The organism is Acinetobacter colistiniresistens, from assembly GCF_000413935.1.
GTDB classification, from domain to species: Bacteria; Pseudomonadota; Gammaproteobacteria; order Pseudomonadales; family Moraxellaceae; genus Acinetobacter; species Acinetobacter colistiniresistens.
In genome coordinates this window covers 732,857-749,049 of sequence record NZ_KE340380.1, presented here as the reverse complement: position 1 = coordinate 749,049, position 16,193 = coordinate 732,857, and the positions used below count along the sequence as shown (strand labels likewise).

General features: G+C 41.1%; 15 protein-coding genes. 5 read left to right on the top strand and 10 right to left on the bottom strand.

Annotated elements, in window-relative coordinates; genetic code table 11:
• Positions 1 to 2: 2 nt before the first annotated feature.
• From F907_RS06640 to fahA, 4 genes are all read right to left on the bottom strand, one after another.
• Positions 3 to 782 carry an IclR family transcriptional regulator gene (locus tag F907_RS06640; protein ID WP_005189099.1) on the bottom strand — a complete coding sequence of 260 codons (780 nt, stop codon included), beginning with the start codon at positions 780 to 782 and terminating at the stop codon, positions 3 to 5.
• Positions 783 to 1,063: 281 nt separating this feature from the next.
• Complete coding sequence (locus F907_RS06645; protein ID WP_016652557.1) at positions 1,064 to 1,612, bottom strand: VOC family protein; 549 nt, start codon at positions 1,610 to 1,612, stop codon at positions 1,064 to 1,066.
• Between the two features lie 19 nt (positions 1,613 to 1,631).
• Positions 1,632 to 2,264, bottom strand: coding sequence for a maleylacetoacetate isomerase (gene maiA / locus F907_RS06650; RefSeq protein WP_016652556.1), 633 nt, complete (start codon positions 2,262 to 2,264; stop codon positions 1,632 to 1,634).
• The gene (gene fahA, locus F907_RS06655) at positions 2,251 to 3,555 is read right to left on the bottom strand and encodes a fumarylacetoacetase (RefSeq protein ID WP_016652555.1); all 1,305 of its coding nucleotides are present in this window, start codon (positions 3,553 to 3,555) and stop codon (positions 2,251 to 2,253) included. The genes maiA and fahA overlap by 14 nt, the downstream gene beginning before the upstream one ends.
• Positions 3,556 to 3,909: 354 nt before the next feature.
• On the opposite strand from fahA, the gene F907_RS06660 reads away from it, so the two are divergent.
• From F907_RS06660 to F907_RS06670, 3 genes are all read left to right on the top strand, one after another.
• Positions 3,910 to 5,298: an amino acid permease gene (locus F907_RS06660; protein ID WP_016652554.1), complete on the top strand. Its 1,389-nt coding sequence runs from the start codon at positions 3,910 to 3,912 to the stop codon at positions 5,296 to 5,298.
• Between the two features lie 134 nt (positions 5,299 to 5,432).
• Complete coding sequence (locus F907_RS06665; protein WP_016652553.1) at positions 5,433 to 6,125, top strand: hypothetical protein; 693 nt, start codon at positions 5,433 to 5,435, stop codon at positions 6,123 to 6,125.
• 170 nt (positions 6,126 to 6,295) lie between these two features.
• On the top strand, positions 6,296 to 7,465 hold the full coding sequence (locus F907_RS06670) for an MFS transporter (RefSeq protein ID WP_016652552.1): 1,170 nt from the start codon (positions 6,296 to 6,298) through the stop codon (positions 7,463 to 7,465).
• Between the two features lies 1 nt (position 7,466).
• Here F907_RS06670 and F907_RS06675 read toward each other — a convergent pair whose 3' ends face one another.
• The gene (locus F907_RS06675) at positions 7,467 to 8,957 is read right to left on the bottom strand and encodes an amidase (RefSeq protein ID WP_016652551.1); all 1,491 of its coding nucleotides are present in this window, start codon (positions 8,955 to 8,957) and stop codon (positions 7,467 to 7,469) included.
• A 202-nt stretch (positions 8,958 to 9,159) separates the two neighbouring features.
• On the opposite strand from F907_RS06675, the gene F907_RS06680 reads away from it, so the two are divergent.
• Positions 9,160 to 9,639: a hypothetical protein gene (locus F907_RS06680; protein ID WP_032862205.1), complete on the top strand. Its 480-nt coding sequence runs from the start codon at positions 9,160 to 9,162 to the stop codon at positions 9,637 to 9,639.
• 46 nt (positions 9,640 to 9,685) lie between these two features.
• On the opposite strand, the gene accC is transcribed toward F907_RS06680, so the two are convergent.
• The 5 genes from accC to F907_RS06705 all read right to left on the bottom strand — a co-directional run bounded on the left by accC (position 9,686) and on the right by F907_RS06705 (position 14,318).
• Positions 9,686 to 11,050: an acetyl-CoA carboxylase biotin carboxylase subunit gene (gene accC, locus F907_RS06685; RefSeq protein ID WP_016652550.1), complete on the bottom strand. Its 1,365-nt coding sequence runs from the start codon at positions 11,048 to 11,050 to the stop codon at positions 9,686 to 9,688.
• Positions 11,051 to 11,067: 17 nt separating this feature from the next.
• A complete protein-coding gene (gene accB / locus F907_RS06690; RefSeq protein ID WP_016652549.1) occupies positions 11,068 to 11,490 on the bottom strand; it encodes an acetyl-CoA carboxylase biotin carboxyl carrier protein in 423 nt (140 codons plus the stop codon).
• A 27-nt stretch (positions 11,491 to 11,517) separates the two neighbouring features.
• The gene (gene aroQ, locus F907_RS06695) at positions 11,518 to 11,967 is read right to left on the bottom strand and encodes a type II 3-dehydroquinate dehydratase (protein WP_005270883.1); all 450 of its coding nucleotides are present in this window, start codon (positions 11,965 to 11,967) and stop codon (positions 11,518 to 11,520) included.
• Positions 11,968 to 12,692: 725 nt separating this feature from the next.
• On the bottom strand, positions 12,693 to 13,727 hold the full coding sequence (locus F907_RS06700) for an ABC transporter substrate-binding protein (protein WP_016652548.1): 1,035 nt from the start codon (positions 13,725 to 13,727) through the stop codon (positions 12,693 to 12,695).
• Positions 13,728 to 14,318 (bottom strand): ANTAR domain-containing response regulator, encoded by a 591-nt coding sequence (locus tag F907_RS06705; RefSeq protein WP_005270879.1) that lies wholly within the window; start codon positions 14,316 to 14,318, stop codon positions 13,728 to 13,730.
• A gap of 512 nt (positions 14,319 to 14,830) precedes the next feature.
• Between F907_RS06705 and F907_RS06710 the strand changes: the two genes are divergently transcribed.
• Positions 14,831 to 16,183: an MFS transporter gene (locus F907_RS06710; protein ID WP_016652547.1), complete on the top strand. Its 1,353-nt coding sequence runs from the start codon at positions 14,831 to 14,833 to the stop codon at positions 16,181 to 16,183.
• Positions 16,184 to 16,193: the final 10 nt, after the last annotated feature.

Below are 16,193 nucleotides of genomic sequence, written 5' to 3'. Positions count from 1 at the left end.
AATTAACGGGTTTGAATATATTGATTGATTGCTGCAACTTCACGTTTAAACAGCTCTAAGTTTTCACTACCTTCATGAACCGAGAAAAACATTTCACTGTCCAGTGCCACAATACAAAATTCCATGGAATGATGCGCATTAAAGATTGGTAGACCAACGGCATTGATCCCGACCAGAAGATCACCTTGAGCAATCGACATGCCATGCTGCAATACATTTTCTTTGAGTAGCAGAAACTCATCCCAATCAGTCGGTTTAATCGGATAATGGTTATGAGCCGCTTTTTCCCATTCCGCTTGCATCAGCGGCTTGATTACGGCTTCAGGCATATAAGAGGCAAACACACGACCTGCTGCTGAATTCACCAACGGCATGATTGAGCCGACTTTGGTTACAATCGAAATCGGGTGGTTAGATTCAATCGATTGCACCACTAAAGGCCCTTTAGGCGACCATTTGCTGATTTGAATACCGCAACCAATTTTATTCTGTAATTCGTAAATCAGGTGCTGAACCAGCTGTAACACATCGGTATGTTGGATACAGTTCAGACCCAAACGCCACGCCTGATCACCCAAGGCATACTGACCATCGGTAAGCTGCTTGGCGTAATTCATGCGAATCAGACTGACCAGATAGCGGTGTACCTTGGCAGGGTGCATATCCAGTTTGCTGGATAGATCTTTTAAAATAATCGGTTTGTTGTGTTCTAAAAGGGCATTAAGCACGGCTAAGCCAACCTCAAGTGATTGAACCCCACCAGATAACTTTTCTTCAATCATTCAATAACCCTTAAGCTGCTTCTCTTTTGCAATGTTTGTTTGCTGTCAATTTTGGACAATTTACAATCAGCACATAATGCCTGAGCATTGGGCAAAATAGAAATCATCTTTTTAAATGAATCAAATCGGTGAATTGTATAAGCATACAATTGTTTTTAGACATATTGCACTTTATTTTGAGCGGTGCAAGATACAGTAAAAACAGGTCGATGCTCTAAATTTAGACCATAAAAAAGGCATTAGAATTTTAAAACTCTAATGCCTGACAGAATGAATCTGGTTTATGCACCGAGTTCATCTTCATGTAAGAAGTGGGTGTGGTGTGGGGCACGTTTGGTACGGCTCCATTCCTCCAGCATTTCCAGTTTCATTTCTTCGGTAATCCGAGCAATCTTGGCATCGGCATGTACATCGTTATAGGTCAGTTCAAGGCGATGACCATTTGGATCGAAGAAATAAATCGAATGGAAAATACCATGATTGGTTACACCTAAAACTTTAACCCCATTTTCTTCAAGATGTGATTTTGCAGTCATTAATGCATCTAGGTCTTCGACTTCAAAAGCAATGTGCTGCACCCATTGTGGTGTATTTTCATCACGGCCCATTTCTGGTTGGGTTGGTAGCTCAAAGAAGGCCAATACATTGCCTTGACCTGCATCCAAAAATAAATGCATATACGGGTCAAAGGCTTTGGTCGATGGGACATGATCTTCTGCAAACGCCAAGATAAAATCCATGTGCAGCATTTGTTTGTACCATTGCACGGTTTCTTTGGCATCTTTACAGCGATAAGCCACGTGGTGAATTTTTTTAATTGCAAAGCTCATGTTAAAACTCCTTTTTAGCTTATTCCCAATCTGGTTGTTGTTCTGGTGTGGCATTCAAGAATGTGGGAAGGGTTAAGCAATGTTGGTAAATTGACTCAATCTTTGGGAAAGCACTTAAATCAATTTTGAAGCGCTTGGCGTTATAGACCTGAGGAATTAGACAACAGTCTGCAAAGGTGGCTTGGGTGCCAAAACAGAATTGCCCATTGGAATGCTGTAATTGCATTTCTAAGCTGTGAAAGCCTTCTAAAATCCAGTGTTGATACCAGCTGTTCTTTTGCGCATCACTGACTACAAGCTCTTTTTGCAGGTACTTCAACACTCTCAAGTTATTGAGCGGGTGAATGTCACAGGCAATTGTCTGTGCGAAGGCCCGAACTTTGGCACGTTCTATAAGGTCTTTAGGCAACAGTGCTTTGGCTGGATAGCGTTCCTCCAGATATTCCAATATGCTGAGCGACTGTAATAAGGCCTGATCTTGGTCAAGTAGTGTCGGTACAAGCTGGCTCGGGTTTAGTGCCCGATAGCTCGCTTGTTGCTGCTCGTTTTTGACCAAATGAACTGCTTCTGTTTCATACGGCAGTTCTTTCAGGTTGAGTGCGATACGCACTCGATAGGCCGCAGAGCTACGAAAGTAACTATACAGTTTCATAGCGTTCGTCCTTTTGTTCATTAAAACTAAAGTGACGTGCTGGCAAAATGCGATTGGCAACTTCACCAAAGCCCACGCGAATGCCATCTTTTTCACAATAGCCTTTCATGACGACACGATCGCCATCTTCCAAGAAGCCACGCTTTTCGCCGTTTGAGAGGCTCAGTGGTTTAGTGGTGTTCCACGTCAGTTCCAGTAAGCTGCCGTACGAGTCTTCGGTTGGGCCTGAAATCGTGCCTGAACCCATCAAGTCGCCAACCTGAACATTACAGCCTGCAATGGTGTGATGGGTTAGTTGCTGTGCCATTGACCAATACATATATTTGAAGTTGGTTTGGCAAATCACATCAGACTGTGCAGATTGCGGTGTTTGAACTTCAACACTCAGGTGAATGTCATAGCTGTTTGCGGTTTTTTCTTGTAGATAACCCAATGGTTTTGGCTGCTGCTCTGGGCCTTTAACTTTAAATGGTTCAAGCGCTTCCATCGTCACCACCCACGGTGAAATGGCACTGGCAAAAGTTTTGGCATTGAAAGGGCCTAAAGGGACATATTCCCATTGTTGAATATCACGTGCTGACCAGTCGTTCAGCAACACCATGCCAAAGATATGTTCCCATGCATTTTCAATGGCAATTGGCTCACCCAGTTCAGTTGCTTTACCCACTACAAAAGCGGTCTCGAGTTCAAAGTCGAGTTTACGTGTCGCAGAGAACACAGGACGTTCTTCATTGGGTAATTTGATTTGGCCAGAAGGGCGTACAATGTCTTTGCCACTGACAATCACAGAACTGGCACGACCGTTATAGCCTACAGGAAGTTCGCTCCAGTTCGGCAATAGCGCATTTTTAGGATCTCTAAACATGGTGCCGACATTGGTGGCATGTTCTTTAGATGAATAGAAGTCGGTATAACCAGGCACCTGAATCGGTAAATGTAAAACCACATTTTCTTGTTTAAACAATATCTGCTGACGTAAATCGGCATCATCACGTAAGCTTGGGTTTTCCGCAGACAACAAGCTTTGTAAGGCGCTGCGAACCGTATGCCAATTTTGTTTGCCTGTTTCAATAAATTTATTCAGTGTTGGCTGATTAAAACAGTTTGCTGTCGTGAGCTGTAATAAGCCTTTTTGCTCTAATGCGGCAAGGTCAAGTACCCAGTCACCAATTGCAACGCCAACACGTTTTTCACCTTGTGGGCTCTCGCTAAAAATACCGTATGGCAAATTATGTATTGTGAAATCTGATTGCGGATCAATCTCAAGAAAAGAGGTTAATTGTTGTGCCATGATTTACTTTCCTTGTCTCTCGTTTTATGAAGACCTATTAAATTTTTATCCTGCTTTCTATAACAATATGAAAATAAAATAAATATTGGTCTTTTGACCCATTTGAATCCTATCGTTCAAGCAAGAAATATGTACTTTATGATTTCTATCATACTGAAAATATTTAATTACGCAATACATAATTTAATTACATTATTCATAATATTTGTTATTTATGGAGTTTTCTGTTTATATGCGCGGTTATTCGAAAAATGAATTAATTATTTTTCGGGTTAGATATAGGCATTTGTGATTAACTTATGATATACGTAATTTTAGACAGAAAAATTACGCGACAAGGATGAGAATAATCATATGTCAAAACAGGAACAAGGAAACCTGAAACACGGTTTAAGCAATCGGCACATCCAGCTTATCGCGCTAGGTGGTGCAATTGGTACAGGTTTGTTTCTCGGGATTTCCCAATCGATTAAACTGGCAGGTCCATCGGTCATCTTGGGTTATGCAATTGCAGGCTTGATTGCATTCCTGATGATGCGACAGTTAGGTGAGATGGTGGTACAAGAGCCAGTCAGTGGTTCGTTTAGCCATTTTGCTTACAAATACTGGGGTTCTTTTGCAGGCTTTATGTCTGGCTGGAACTACTGGGTGCTGAATGTTCTAGTCTGTATGGCAGAGTTAAGTGCTATCGGGCTGTATATTCAATATTGGTGGCCTGAAATCCCGACTTGGGTTTCGGCATTGGTGTTTTTTATCCTGATTAACGGGATTAATCTTCTGCATGTGAAGTTTTTTGGTGAAATGGAATTTTGGTTTTCCATCATCAAAATCTTGGCAATCTTGGCCATGATCGCTTTTGGTTCTTATTTGCTTGCAACAGGCACAGCAGGGCCACAGGCGAGCATCAGTAACCTGTGGGCATTGGGTGGATTCTTCCCATTTGGTGTGGAAGGTCTGGTCATGGCAATGGCTGTAATCATTTTTGCCTTTGGCGGAATTGAATTATTCGGGATTACTGCGGCTGAAGCACGTGATCCAGATAAAACCTTGCCAAAAGCAGTCAATCAAATTATCTATCGTATTTTGATTTTCTATATTGCAACACTTTTCATCTTATTTGCGTTGTTCCCTTGGAATCAAATGGCGCAAGGCGGTAGCCCATTCGTGATGGTCTTTGCCTCGTTGGATAGCCAAGGTGTTGCGACCATGTTGAACTTTGTCATTTTGACTGCGGCAGTCTCGGTTTATAACGGAACCAGTTATTGTAGCAGCCGTATGCTTTTAGGTTTGGCACAGCAAGGCAATGCACCAAAGTTCCTGAAAAAAATTAACAGCCGTGGTATTCCAACCAATGCTGTTTATGTTTCGGCATTCGTCACCGTACTTTGTGTCTTGTTGAACTATGCATTTCCAGAGAAAGCGTTTGGTCTGTTGATGATGCTGGTAGTTGCAGCAATTGTGATTAACTGGGTAGTGATCTCATGGACCCATTTAAAGTTCCGCAAAGCCATGCAGGCACAGGGTGTTACTACTAAGTTCCCAAGTATCGCTTATCCATTTAGTAACTATCTTTGCATGATCTTTATGCTGGGTATTTTGGTGGTGATGTCATTGACTGCGGATATGCGTATTGCAGTGATGATGATCCCAGCTTGGATTCTCTGTTTGATGCTGGCGTATTATGTAAAGCAGCGTAAATTGAGAAATACTCAACCGAGTGTGGCGTTGAATACGGATGCATAAATTAACTGTAAGCTAATGAATCTTCTGAAATAAGGCTGAAATAATTTTCAGCCTTATTTTTTTATATGTAATAGCCTGAAAATTGCTTTAATATTATTTATTTAAACTTCTTCTTTAAACTTAAGCAAATAATTATGAATAATCTCTTATTGAAATGTGGGTGGTTGTTAACATTAGGTTGGTTGATCTTTGTTGGATTACTTATTAATAAATATAAATTTCCGGCTGACTTAAACTCAATAGGTGATTTTATTGCGGGCATGGCCTCTCCATTGGCGTTCCTTTGGGTAGTTATTGGATACTATCAAAGTCAAGAGGCTTTAAAGTTACAAGCTAAAGAGTTAATGCAAAGTACAGAAGCCTTAGTAAATCAAGCAGAAGAAATGCGGAATACTACAAAATTACAAGAAGAACAGTTAAAGGAAATGAGAGTTCAATATGAAAGCGCATTAGTGAATGAGCGACTCAAAATACAACCTTTTTTTGATTTACAGCTCCTGAGATATAGTGAGGTATCTGAGTCAGATCAATTTAGCTTAACTTTAAATTTTAAGTTGGACTGTATTGAGGGTTATGCGCGCTCTATACGGCTTATTTACAACCAAGGCGAAAGTAGCAGTTTTGAGATTATCAATTTGATCAGAACGGGTATTAATAATCGACTTTTACTTGCTGTCCAAATTGCAAAAACACATGAAATGCATGATAAATTTTTTGATCTTGAATATTATGATCTAAAAAACAACATGACCACTCAAAGATATGTATTTATGTACCGTGGTGATGAAAAACCTGAAATGATTTTTGAGAAATTTATATTTAATTAGAACTTAAAGTTCTCTATATACATAAAGTTATTTTATTGATGATATCTTGCGGTAGAATAGAATAAGTGAACATAAAGCTTTCTCTCGATTGTGCCATATATTATCTAAAAAATAATATGATTAAGTTTATCTTTTAGATATTCTTTCAAATGTATCCTCAAAGCAGATCAATGCAACCACTGACCATCAATACCAGACTCGCAGGTTTCTACTTCTTCTACTATGCCATAGTCGGTACATTCATGCCGTATTGGAATCTGTATCTTCAAGATCAAGGTTTCAATTATCAAGAGATCGGCATTTTATCTTCCATTGCCATTATTACCCGTTTTTTTGCACCGCTGATTTGGGGTTGGATTGCCGATAAATCAGGAAAGCGAATGCTTTTGGTGCGAATTGCGACATGGATGGAAGCCTGTATCTGGTTTGCCATATTTGTGATTCCGAATAGCTTCCAATCAGTGGCTTTGCTGATGTTGATTTTTAGCTTCTTCCAAAATGCAATTTTGGCGCAATTTGAAGGGGTGACCTTATTCTGGTTAGGCGAAAAACGTGCTGAACTGTATGGCATAGTACGTAAATGGGGTTCAGTTGGTTTTATTGTCGGTGTATTTGTCATAGGGGCTTTGTTGGAAGTTATTCCAATTTCAATGCTGCCAATTTTACTGCTCTCTGTTTCATTTTTGGCTTTTCTCTGGTCATTTAGTATTAAAGAACCTGAACACGCACCAAGCTCGCAAAAAACACTTGAACCACTGCTGCCGATTTTAAAACGACCCATTGTCGCGGCCTTTTTTAGTATCGAATTTATTTTGCTATTTTCATTGGCGCCGTTTTATAGCTTTTATAGTAACTATCTAAAAGAAATCGGCTTTAGTACCACACAAATCGGCAGCTTATGGGCGATGGGGGTGATTGCTGAAATTGTCATGTTCGCAGTTGCACAAAAGCTGTTCTTTACCCGCTTTTCGTGGCGGACATTGGTGGTAATTTGCCTGATTTTGACCAGTTTACGTTGGTTCTTGGTTGGTATCTTGGGAAGCCATTATATTGGGCAATTGCTTGCTCAATGCTTGCATGCCTTTAGCTTCGGTCTGTTCCATCTGATTGCCATGAAAGTGATTTTCCAAAACTTTACACCCGAGCAGCAAGGCCGAGGGCAAGCTTTGTATAGTACCATGTGGGGCTTAGGTGTGGCGTCTGGGAGTTTGCTGGCGGGGCATTATTGGCAAACCTTTTCAGGTGCAACAATGTTCTTCTGCGCTAGTATTGTGGTCTTGTTTGGTTTGCTGTTGGTGGTATGGCTGCCGAATCAAGTGGAAACCGCAGCCAAAACTTAGACTAGATTTGGATATGCTTATATTGTGGTATCCACGGTTGGGCTTGTTCCAGTTGAGCGGCGAGTTGCAACAAGCGGTCTTCTCGTCCAAAGGGTGCAATAAACTGACTACCCAGTGGCATACCATGTTTATTCCAGTACAACGGCACTGACATGGCCGGTAGGCCTGTTACATTGGCGAGCTGGGTAAAAGGCACCCAACTTAAATTGTCTTGTACCATTTTCTCAACCAGTTTACCTTGAGCCAAATAATGCGCTTTACCAACTTTGAGCAAGCCTTTTAGGATAGGTCTCTGCCAGACCGGTGTGGCGACTTCACCATTTTTTGGCGCGACAGATGCTGTGCTTGGGGTGAGGTATAAGTCATATTTTTCAAAGAAAATATTCATTTGAGTGCTATACAGCCCCCAATTATTCAAGGTATGAATATATTCCGTGGCTGTAGTTTTAGCACCAAAAGCAGCCAAAGCAATTGAATCCAGTTCGAAATCACGATCGCTAGCGCCTGCCATTTGTTTGATTTGCGCCTGCATATAAGAGAATTGGCTAAACCAAGTAGTCACGAAGTCTTTGGCCAGTTCCATGCCATCAATCTGTGGACAGTCTTCCACCACAATATGACCTAATGATTCCAACAGCTTCGCTGTTTGTTGCACAGCTTGGATGGCATCTTTAGAAACTTTGGTGCCTATCGGTGACTGAGTATTAAATGCAATGCGGAGCTTCTTCGGTATTTGTTGAATCACATCAAGATACTTTTGTTCAGGCGCTTCAATTCGAAATAGTGAGGTTTGTTCAGGTCCTTGCACTGCATCCAGCATGGCTGCACTGTCTCGAACGCTTTTGCTGAGTACATGTTGCATGGCAGCACCGTGCATGGCTTCGCTAAATTGTGGCCCCCAAGGTGTACGTCCACGACTTGGTTTGAGTCCGAATAAACCACAATAAGAGGCTGGGATACGAATTGACCCGCCACCATCTCCAGCACCTGCAATCGGTACTAAACCACCTGCAACAGCTGAAGCCGCTCCCCCCGAGGAACCACCGCTATTGTGTTTTAGATTCCAGGGATTATGACATGTACCCCAAGCATCAGGTTCGGTAATTCCTTTAATACCAAATTCAGGGGTATTGGTACGCCCAAAAGTGACAATGCCCGTTTTTTCCCAACGATTCACAATTTCTGCATTGAAGTCAGGGGTGTAATTGATGTTTTTGAGTGCCTGACAGCCATAGGAGGTCGGGATATCTTTATATTCTTGAAAGAGGTCTTTGACTAAAAATGGAACACCTGCAAAGGGGCCTGTTAAATTCTGCTGAGCACGTTGTTTGGCTTGCTCATACATGGGGATAATGATGGCATTCAGCTTGGGATTGACCAGATTGCTGCGTTGCAATGCAGTTTCGAGTAATTCTGAGGGATGGATTTGTTTGTTTTTGACCAGTTGTGCTAATCCAAGACCATCATATTGTATGTATTCGGAAAATTTCATGGCTTTTATCCCTAAAGCTAAATCTTTATAAAGTAAAAATAAATATAAGTTGTAAAATAGAATACCTGAAAAAATAGCAAAACGACGAACTAAATTACATGGCAAAAATATTGTGTTTATATGGTTATGAATGCATGCTTTTATTAAAAAATATGCTAATTTAAGCTTATGCACCGTTTTAGATGACGACTTAATTAAATCTATGAAAAATATTTATATTATTGGATTATTATGGGCTTGCTCAACATGGACTATGGCAGAGACGGTCGTAAATAACAAAGCAACAGTAACACCGCAACAGGTAGCTAAAGCGAATGCGATTCGTGTCACGACTCGCCCTGAAATCATGGGATTGTGGGGAATGGAAATTCCCAATAATAAAAAATGTGTCGAGTACTATAATTTCCGTGGTGCCAGTGATGTCGTGATCAAAAGTGGTCAGGAATGGTCTTATGGCTTATACGATTATCAGCCATCAGAAGATCATAAAGAACGATTACCAGCGCTGATTCTACAGATTAAATATGACAATAATGAAACGGATTGTTCAGGTCAGAAGGAAGATCAGACAGGTGAGGTGTCCCAATATTTCGTGAAATGGGCAAATGATTCGACCATCGATTTTTGTGCCAGTGAAAAAGGTGATAAGTGTTTTGCAACGTTACGCCGTGTTCTACCTTAAAGAGATTTAGAAATAAAAAAGCCTCTTATTCAAGAGGCTTTTTTATTTAGGCTTTCTCAGCTTTAGGCTCAAGCTGTTTTAGCAAATGCTTTTCAAGATAGTGAATATCCATTGCCTGTTCGCAGAAGTTTTTATCTTGCAAGATTAAATCTTTATGCAATGGAATATTGGTTTTGATTCCGGTCAAAATCATTTCATCTAAAGCTTGGCGCATGCGAGCCAGAGAAGTCTCGCGATCTTTACCATGAGAAATCAATTTTGCAATCATTGAGTCATAGTAAGGAGGGATGCTATAGCCTTGATAAATATGAGAGTCTAAACGAATTCCAGCGCCACCAGGTGCATAGAAACTTTCAATTTTACCTGGTGAAGGCAAGAAGGTGGTTGGATCTTCTGCATTGATACGGCATTCAATCGCATGGCCTTTTACTTCGATTTGCTCTTGTTCAAGTTCTAGGCCTAAACCAGCCGCAATACGAAGTTGCTGTTCGATAATATCGACACCTGTTACCATTTCGGTCACTGGGTGCTCAACCTGAACACGGGTATTCATTTCGATAAAGAAGAATTCACCTTCTTCAAATAAAAACTCGAATGTTCCAGCACCACGATATTGCATTAACTTACATGCATTGACGCAGGCTTCAAGAATATCGGCACGTGCTTGTTCTGGGAGGTTTGGTGCAGGCGCTTCCTCTAACACTTTTTGATGGCGACGTTGTAAAGAACAGTCACGATCATATAAGTGAATGGCATGGCCGTTGCCATCACCTAACACTTGTACTTCGACATGGCGAGGTTTCTGTAAGAAACGTTCCATATACACCGTATCATCGCCAAACCACATTTCAGCATCACGCTGTGCGGCTTGAACAGATTCAAGTAACGTGTCGACACGTTCTACGATACGCATACCACGACCGCCACCGCCAGACGCAGCTTTTACGATCAATGGAAAGCCGATCTCTTTGGCTTCTGCAAGTGCATTATTAATGGTCACGGCGTGATCACAACCAGGTACAGTCGGTACACCCGATTTTTTCATCGCAATAATCGCAGAAACTTTATTCCCCATCAGGCGGATATGTTCTGGACGTGGGCCAATAAAAATAAATCCTGAACTTTCTACGATTTCTGCAAATTCTGCATTTTCAGAAAGGAAGCCATAACCAGGATGAATTGCATCCGCACCCGTAATTTCCGCAGCAGTAATAATTGCAGGAATATTTAAATAGCTTTCACTACTTGCGCCTGGTCCAATACATACTGCTTCGTCAACAAAGCGTAAGTGCATTAAATCTTTATCTGCATCCGAATAGATACCGACAGTTTTAATGCCAAGAGTTTTACAAGCCCGAGTAATTCGTAAAGCGATTTCACCACGGTTTGCAATTAATACTTTTTGCAACATAGGAATCCCCAAACTTATTAAGCACGGTAGCGGAAAAGTGGTTGACCGAATTGAATCACTTCACCATTTTTCACTAAAATCTCTTCAATGACACCGCTCTTGGTTGCTTCAATTGGGTTCATGATTTTCATTGCTTCAATAATACCGAGCGTTTCACCCGCAGAAACGGTTTGACCTACATTAACAAATGGCGCTTCACCTGGGCTAGGCGCAGCATAGAACACACCAACCATCGGAGATGTTTCAACTGCACCACGAGGGTTTTTTGCGGCTGGTGCTGCTGGAGCAGAAGCGGCTGGTGCCGCTGCAACAGCTGCAGCTGCATAAACAGGAGTCGGGCGAGTTAATGAGATGGATTGGTCACCTTCCTTAACTTCAATCGCTTGTAAGTCAGATTCAATCATCAGGTCGATGAGTTTCTTGATTTTACGGATATCCATGAGTGAGCATTCCTAATGTGTTTAAAATTAGTTAGAAGATTGAATTTTTTCGATAGCGTAATCGAGTGCGAAGGAATAACCCTTCGCACCTAAGCCACAAATTACGCCAATGGCTTTATCTGACAGATATGAGTGATGACGGAATGATTCACGGGCGTGAACATTTGACAAATGAACCTCAATAAATGGGATGGCAACGCCGAGTAGGGCATCGCGTAAAGCAACTGATGTATGTGTCAAGGCAGCAGGGTTGATAATGATAAATTTCACACCCTCAATTTGTGCCTGATGAATGCGATCGACAATCGCACCTTCCCAGTTGCTTTGAAAAGTATCTAGTGTAAGTGATGCATGTTTAGCCTGAGCAGTGAGTTGCTGGTTAATATCATCTAAACTGAGATAACCGTAGACTTCTGGTTCGCGCTTTCCCAGCAAATTTAAATTCGGTCCGTGAATCACCAAAATGGTTGAGCTCATTCAGCCTGCTCCAATTCTAAAACTGCAAATATTTTTTGCAAGATGTCTGCAAAGTTTGCTTATTATGGCACAAAATTCTGCAAGTTTTTTATAATTTGTTTTAATTGATGAAGAAATTTGCATACCAAGCATGGTGCATATAATGAAAACTTTGCAAGGAATTGGCAATGTTAAAATATGACAAAATTTAGCGTAATTTAAGTTTTAGACATTTTAAACTGAATTACCCCATTTCGTTCATGAGATTTGTGTAACTCGGGAGTCAAATTGTTTTGTTTTTTGTGGATTTACTGGATCTGGATCTCGATAAAACGATAAGAAGGAGCATAGATGAACTGGTTTAAAGATGTCTCTTTTTTATTTTAAGTATTTGTTTTTATTTGTTTTTGTTTTTTATCTTTAAGAGATGAAAATCAGAAACATGAGGACATGCATGTTTATTTTTTTATGCTGTGACTTCAGTTGGTTTCCTTATGAGAACTGCCTGCTTGGAATGGGGAGAGATGATTGTGGATTGATCATTCCGCTCAGTGCAACAGTTGGCAGAAATGATGAATTTTCACATTGGAGATGGCAGTTAATGACATGAAAATGTCCGATAAAGATATCTACTTTTTAAATAATATTAACTCTACTTAAGAGCTTACATTTGATTGGCGTAAGCTCTTATGGGTCTTTCAATGCTGCTTTGGGATATTAAAGCAGCTTTTTTTTGTCTTATTCTTTTATAACTGACTGGCAGCCGCTTGATGGATTTCAAGCAGCAGGCAGGCCCGTGCTTGTTCGGTATAAGCCTGAATGGTGTGGTCAGCACTGCTCCATTTATACATCTGTTGGAATAGCCACTCAAAATCTTTTGCTTTTGGTTCAGCATTGCCTTGTACAAAATGACGAATAATATTTTGGATGGTGAAATATTTCTCTACGTGGATATCTGATGAGCACTGAAATTGGATCACATTAAACTCGATCAGCAATTGCCATACAGCAGTAAAGTCTTCAAGTTGCTGTAGCTCTTGCTGGGCTTTCGCAATAGCACGGGTTAAAGCAATCAGTGTTTTGGGGTTTTGTTTGGCCCATTCTTGTGTGACCGCCAAAACTTTATCTGCGACATTCGGGATAATCTGTTGGCTAGAGCAGATCATGTGGCTGAGTCCTTCGAGCTCTGCTTGAGTATTCCACGGTTCGCCCACACAAAATCCATCAATGAAATGATTGCTCATGGCTTCAACCATATAAGGTGGTGGTAGGGTTCTTAATTGAATAGATTGAGCAAGTTTTGGGTCGGCCAACGTCAGCCATTCTCTAAGACAATAATGATGAATGGAATGTTGAAAGACATGAGCGAAAGAAATATTTTGATTGTGATGAATATAGTCGGTTATTTTTTTTGCCGAGCTTTCTGCCGAGTCTTGTTTCTGGATATTGAGTGCATAACACAATTTCTGGCTCAAGCTAATGAAAGCGCGATTTTCGCTTAACACTAAAGGGGTCTGGAGTGGAATGCCAATTTGATCCGTTCCGACCGCTGCTGCTGGCAGCATGGCAGACAGGCAATGTGCGGCATCGAGTAAGCCAAAGGCTAAACGATCGCGTAAGCTCGCCCAAGATGCTTCTTTGACTAAGTTGACATTTAAACCAAGCTCATCAAAAAAACCGCGGTGTTTCGCCCAAAGCAAAGCAATGCAATCCAATAATGGGATATAGCCCAGCTGTAATGTTGTTTTTTCTACTTTCTCTAACGCGACTAAATGGGTCATCTATTCATCCTTTAGCTGGTTGTTCAAAAGTTGTTGTGCATCAAGTAATCGGCGAGCCATTTCTCCAATGGTCATACGATGGCTCATGGCATTTTTTCTGAGTAACTGGAATGCAGTATCTTCGGGTAGCCCATGTAACTGCATTAATAGCACTTTGGCTTTTTCGATATCTTTACGATCAGCAAGTTTGGTTTGCGCATCTTTTAGATCACATTCTAACTTTTTATGTTTTTTATATTGTTCAATTGAAATTTCCAAAATGGTATGCAACCGGCTGGGTTCAATACCATCCACGATATATGCCGTAATACCTGCATCAATGGTCTGTTTTATGGTTTCCTTATCTGTATTTTTGGTAAACAGAACAGTGGGTAGATCAAAGCTGCTGACACAACTTTCAATCACATCGCGATGCGGGTGATCCATATCAAGCAGAATGACATCGGCTTGAAGGTGTTCGAGTTTAAAAATATTGAAGTGATCTAGGGTAAAGCAAGCAACAACATCAAAGCCATGTTCGATCAAACATGCTTTTAAGTATTCAGCCCGAGCCTGGTCGTCATCAATAAGTGCGATCTTGAGTTTCGGCATAAGTATATAAGGTCAAACAGTTGGTCTATGCACATCTTGTTCAATGTGAGTCAGTCTTGTTTTTGAAGCAAAAAGAGTGCCAGTAAAATAGTTTTTATAACTCAAATACAGTCTGAGTCGATAGTTGATCGCTGCTATTGTATCGTTGCTGATTGATGGAGGAAATGAAAAATCAGGGAGGATACTAAAAAAGTAGTTGTGTGCAGTATTGGTGCAAAAAAGGAATTGTTTTGAAGCAGGGCAAACAATGCTTCAAAACAGGTCATTCAGTGTGTATAGCGGTATAAAAGTTCAGTCATCTAAGGTTGATAAGATAAAAAAATAATTAAAAACAAGTGAATATGTTTTTTTATTCTAGGGTTGCAGCCACTTGGCACAGCAATTGCTAATTCTCTACTGAGTCAAAGATGACTTATAAAGTTATAGACGGCCAACGATGTCCGATCTGATCGATTTGTTTACACAACCTGATGTGTCAACAAAACAAGATACGTTCAGTATGGGAGATGGCTATGTCTTTAGATTTATCCGCTAAAAAAGCGACTTCAATTAAGTTATTTAATTTCTCTGTACCCGCAATGCGTGCATTCCATATGAGTTGGTTGGCATTCTTTGTCTGTTTCTTTGCTTGGTTTGCCTGCGCACCTTTAATGCCTGTAATTGCAGGCGAGTTCCATTTAACCAAAGATCAAATCGCCAATATCAATATTGCCGCTGTTGCAATCACCATTGTTGTTCGCTTAATCGTTGGACCGCTGTGTGATAAGTATGGTCCGCGAAAAACTTATACCACGCTATTACTGATTGGCAGTATTCCTGTATTTGGTGTTGCTGCTGCAAATAGTTATGAATCCTTTTTGTTCTTTCGTCTGCTGATTGGTGCAATTGGTGCGAGCTTTGTCATCACTCAATACCATACCAGCATTATGTTTGCTCCGAATGTCGTTGGCACTGCAAATGCTGCATCGGCAGGTTGGGGCAACGCGGGTGGAGGTGCAACACAAGCCTTGATGCCTTTGCTGTTATCTGCCTTGGTGATGTTCGGCGTTGAACAAGCCATGGGGTGGAGAATTGCACTGCTGGTACCGGGTATGATGATGGTGATTGTGGGTATTCTTTATTGGAAACTTACTCAAGACAGCCCGCAAGGAAATTTTAAAGAACTCCGTGCCCAAGGTGTTGTAGTCCGAAATGATAAAAAAGGCGGGCTTGCAATCTTAATGCATGCTGCACGTAACTATCGTGTCTGGATCTTATTTGGCTCATATGCTGCATGTTTTGGCATTGAGATTTTCATGCATAACATTATTGCGATGTATTACGTTGAGCACTTCAACTTCGGTTTAAAAGAAGCGGGAATGGCAGCAGGGGTTTTTGGTTTGCTGGCGTTATTTGCTCGTGCACTTGGCGGCATCGTCTCAGATCGGGTTGCACTTAAAAAAGGTCTTGATGGCCGTACGAAAGTTTTATTCCTGCTGATTTTGGGTGAAGGTTTATTCCTGATGCTATTTTCTCAAATGAATGGTGTGGCATTGGCAATCCTCAGTATGACTATCTTTGCATTATTTACCCATATGGCATGCGGTGCGACTTATGCGCTAGTCCCATTTATTGATCGTGATGCACTTGGTGGTGTTGCTGGGATTATTGGTGCAGGCGGTAATGTCGGTGCAGTCGCGGCAGGATTCTTGCTGAAAGGCATGGTGGACATCCAAACCTGTTTAATGGTCTTAGGCGGTTTGGTGGTCTTTACCGCAGCTTCTGTAATGTTGATCCGATTCTCAGTTGAGCATAAAGAAAAAGAACAACGCTTGTTTGAACAGGCTGTTTTAGAACGTGGCACAGAACAAAGTAGCGCAGCTTAATCATTCATCA

Bases quoted from the DNA above. Each gene is read 5' to 3' on its own strand.
- F907_RS06640 (WP_005189099.1), bottom strand. From the start codon at position 782: ATGATTGAAGAAAAGTTATCTGGTGGGGTTCAATCACTTGAGGTTGGC.
- F907_RS06645 (WP_016652557.1), bottom strand. From the start codon at position 1,612: ATGAGCTTTGCAATTAAAAAAATTCACCACGTGGCTTATCGCTGTAAA.
- maiA (WP_016652556.1), bottom strand. From the start codon at position 2,264: ATGAAACTGTATAGTTACTTTCGTAGCTCTGCGGCCTATCGAGTGCGT.
- fahA (WP_016652555.1), bottom strand. From the start codon at position 3,555: ATGGCACAACAATTAACCTCTTTTCTTGAGATTGATCCGCAATCAGAT.
- F907_RS06660 (WP_016652554.1), top strand. From the start codon at position 3,910: ATGTCAAAACAGGAACAAGGAAACCTGAAACACGGTTTAAGCAATCGG.
- F907_RS06665 (WP_016652553.1), top strand. From the start codon at position 5,433: ATGAATAATCTCTTATTGAAATGTGGGTGGTTGTTAACATTAGGTTGG.
- F907_RS06670 (WP_016652552.1), top strand. From the start codon at position 6,296: ATGCAACCACTGACCATCAATACCAGACTCGCAGGTTTCTACTTCTTC.
- F907_RS06675 (WP_016652551.1), bottom strand. From the start codon at position 8,957: ATGAAATTTTCCGAATACATACAATATGATGGTCTTGGATTAGCACAA.
- F907_RS06680 (WP_032862205.1), top strand. From the start codon at position 9,160: ATGAAAAATATTTATATTATTGGATTATTATGGGCTTGCTCAACATGG.
- accC (WP_016652550.1), bottom strand. From the start codon at position 11,050: ATGTTGCAAAAAGTATTAATTGCAAACCGTGGTGAAATCGCTTTACGA.
- accB (WP_016652549.1), bottom strand. From the start codon at position 11,490: ATGGATATCCGTAAAATCAAGAAACTCATCGACCTGATGATTGAATCT.
- aroQ (WP_005270883.1), bottom strand. From the start codon at position 11,967: ATGAGCTCAACCATTTTGGTGATTCACGGACCGAATTTAAATTTGCTG.
- F907_RS06700 (WP_016652548.1), bottom strand. From the start codon at position 13,727: ATGACCCATTTAGTCGCGTTAGAGAAAGTAGAAAAAACAACATTACAG.
- F907_RS06705 (WP_005270879.1), bottom strand. From the start codon at position 14,318: ATGCCGAAACTCAAGATCGCACTTATTGATGACGACCAGGCTCGGGCT.
- F907_RS06710 (WP_016652547.1), top strand. From the start codon at position 14,831: ATGTCTTTAGATTTATCCGCTAAAAAAGCGACTTCAATTAAGTTATTT.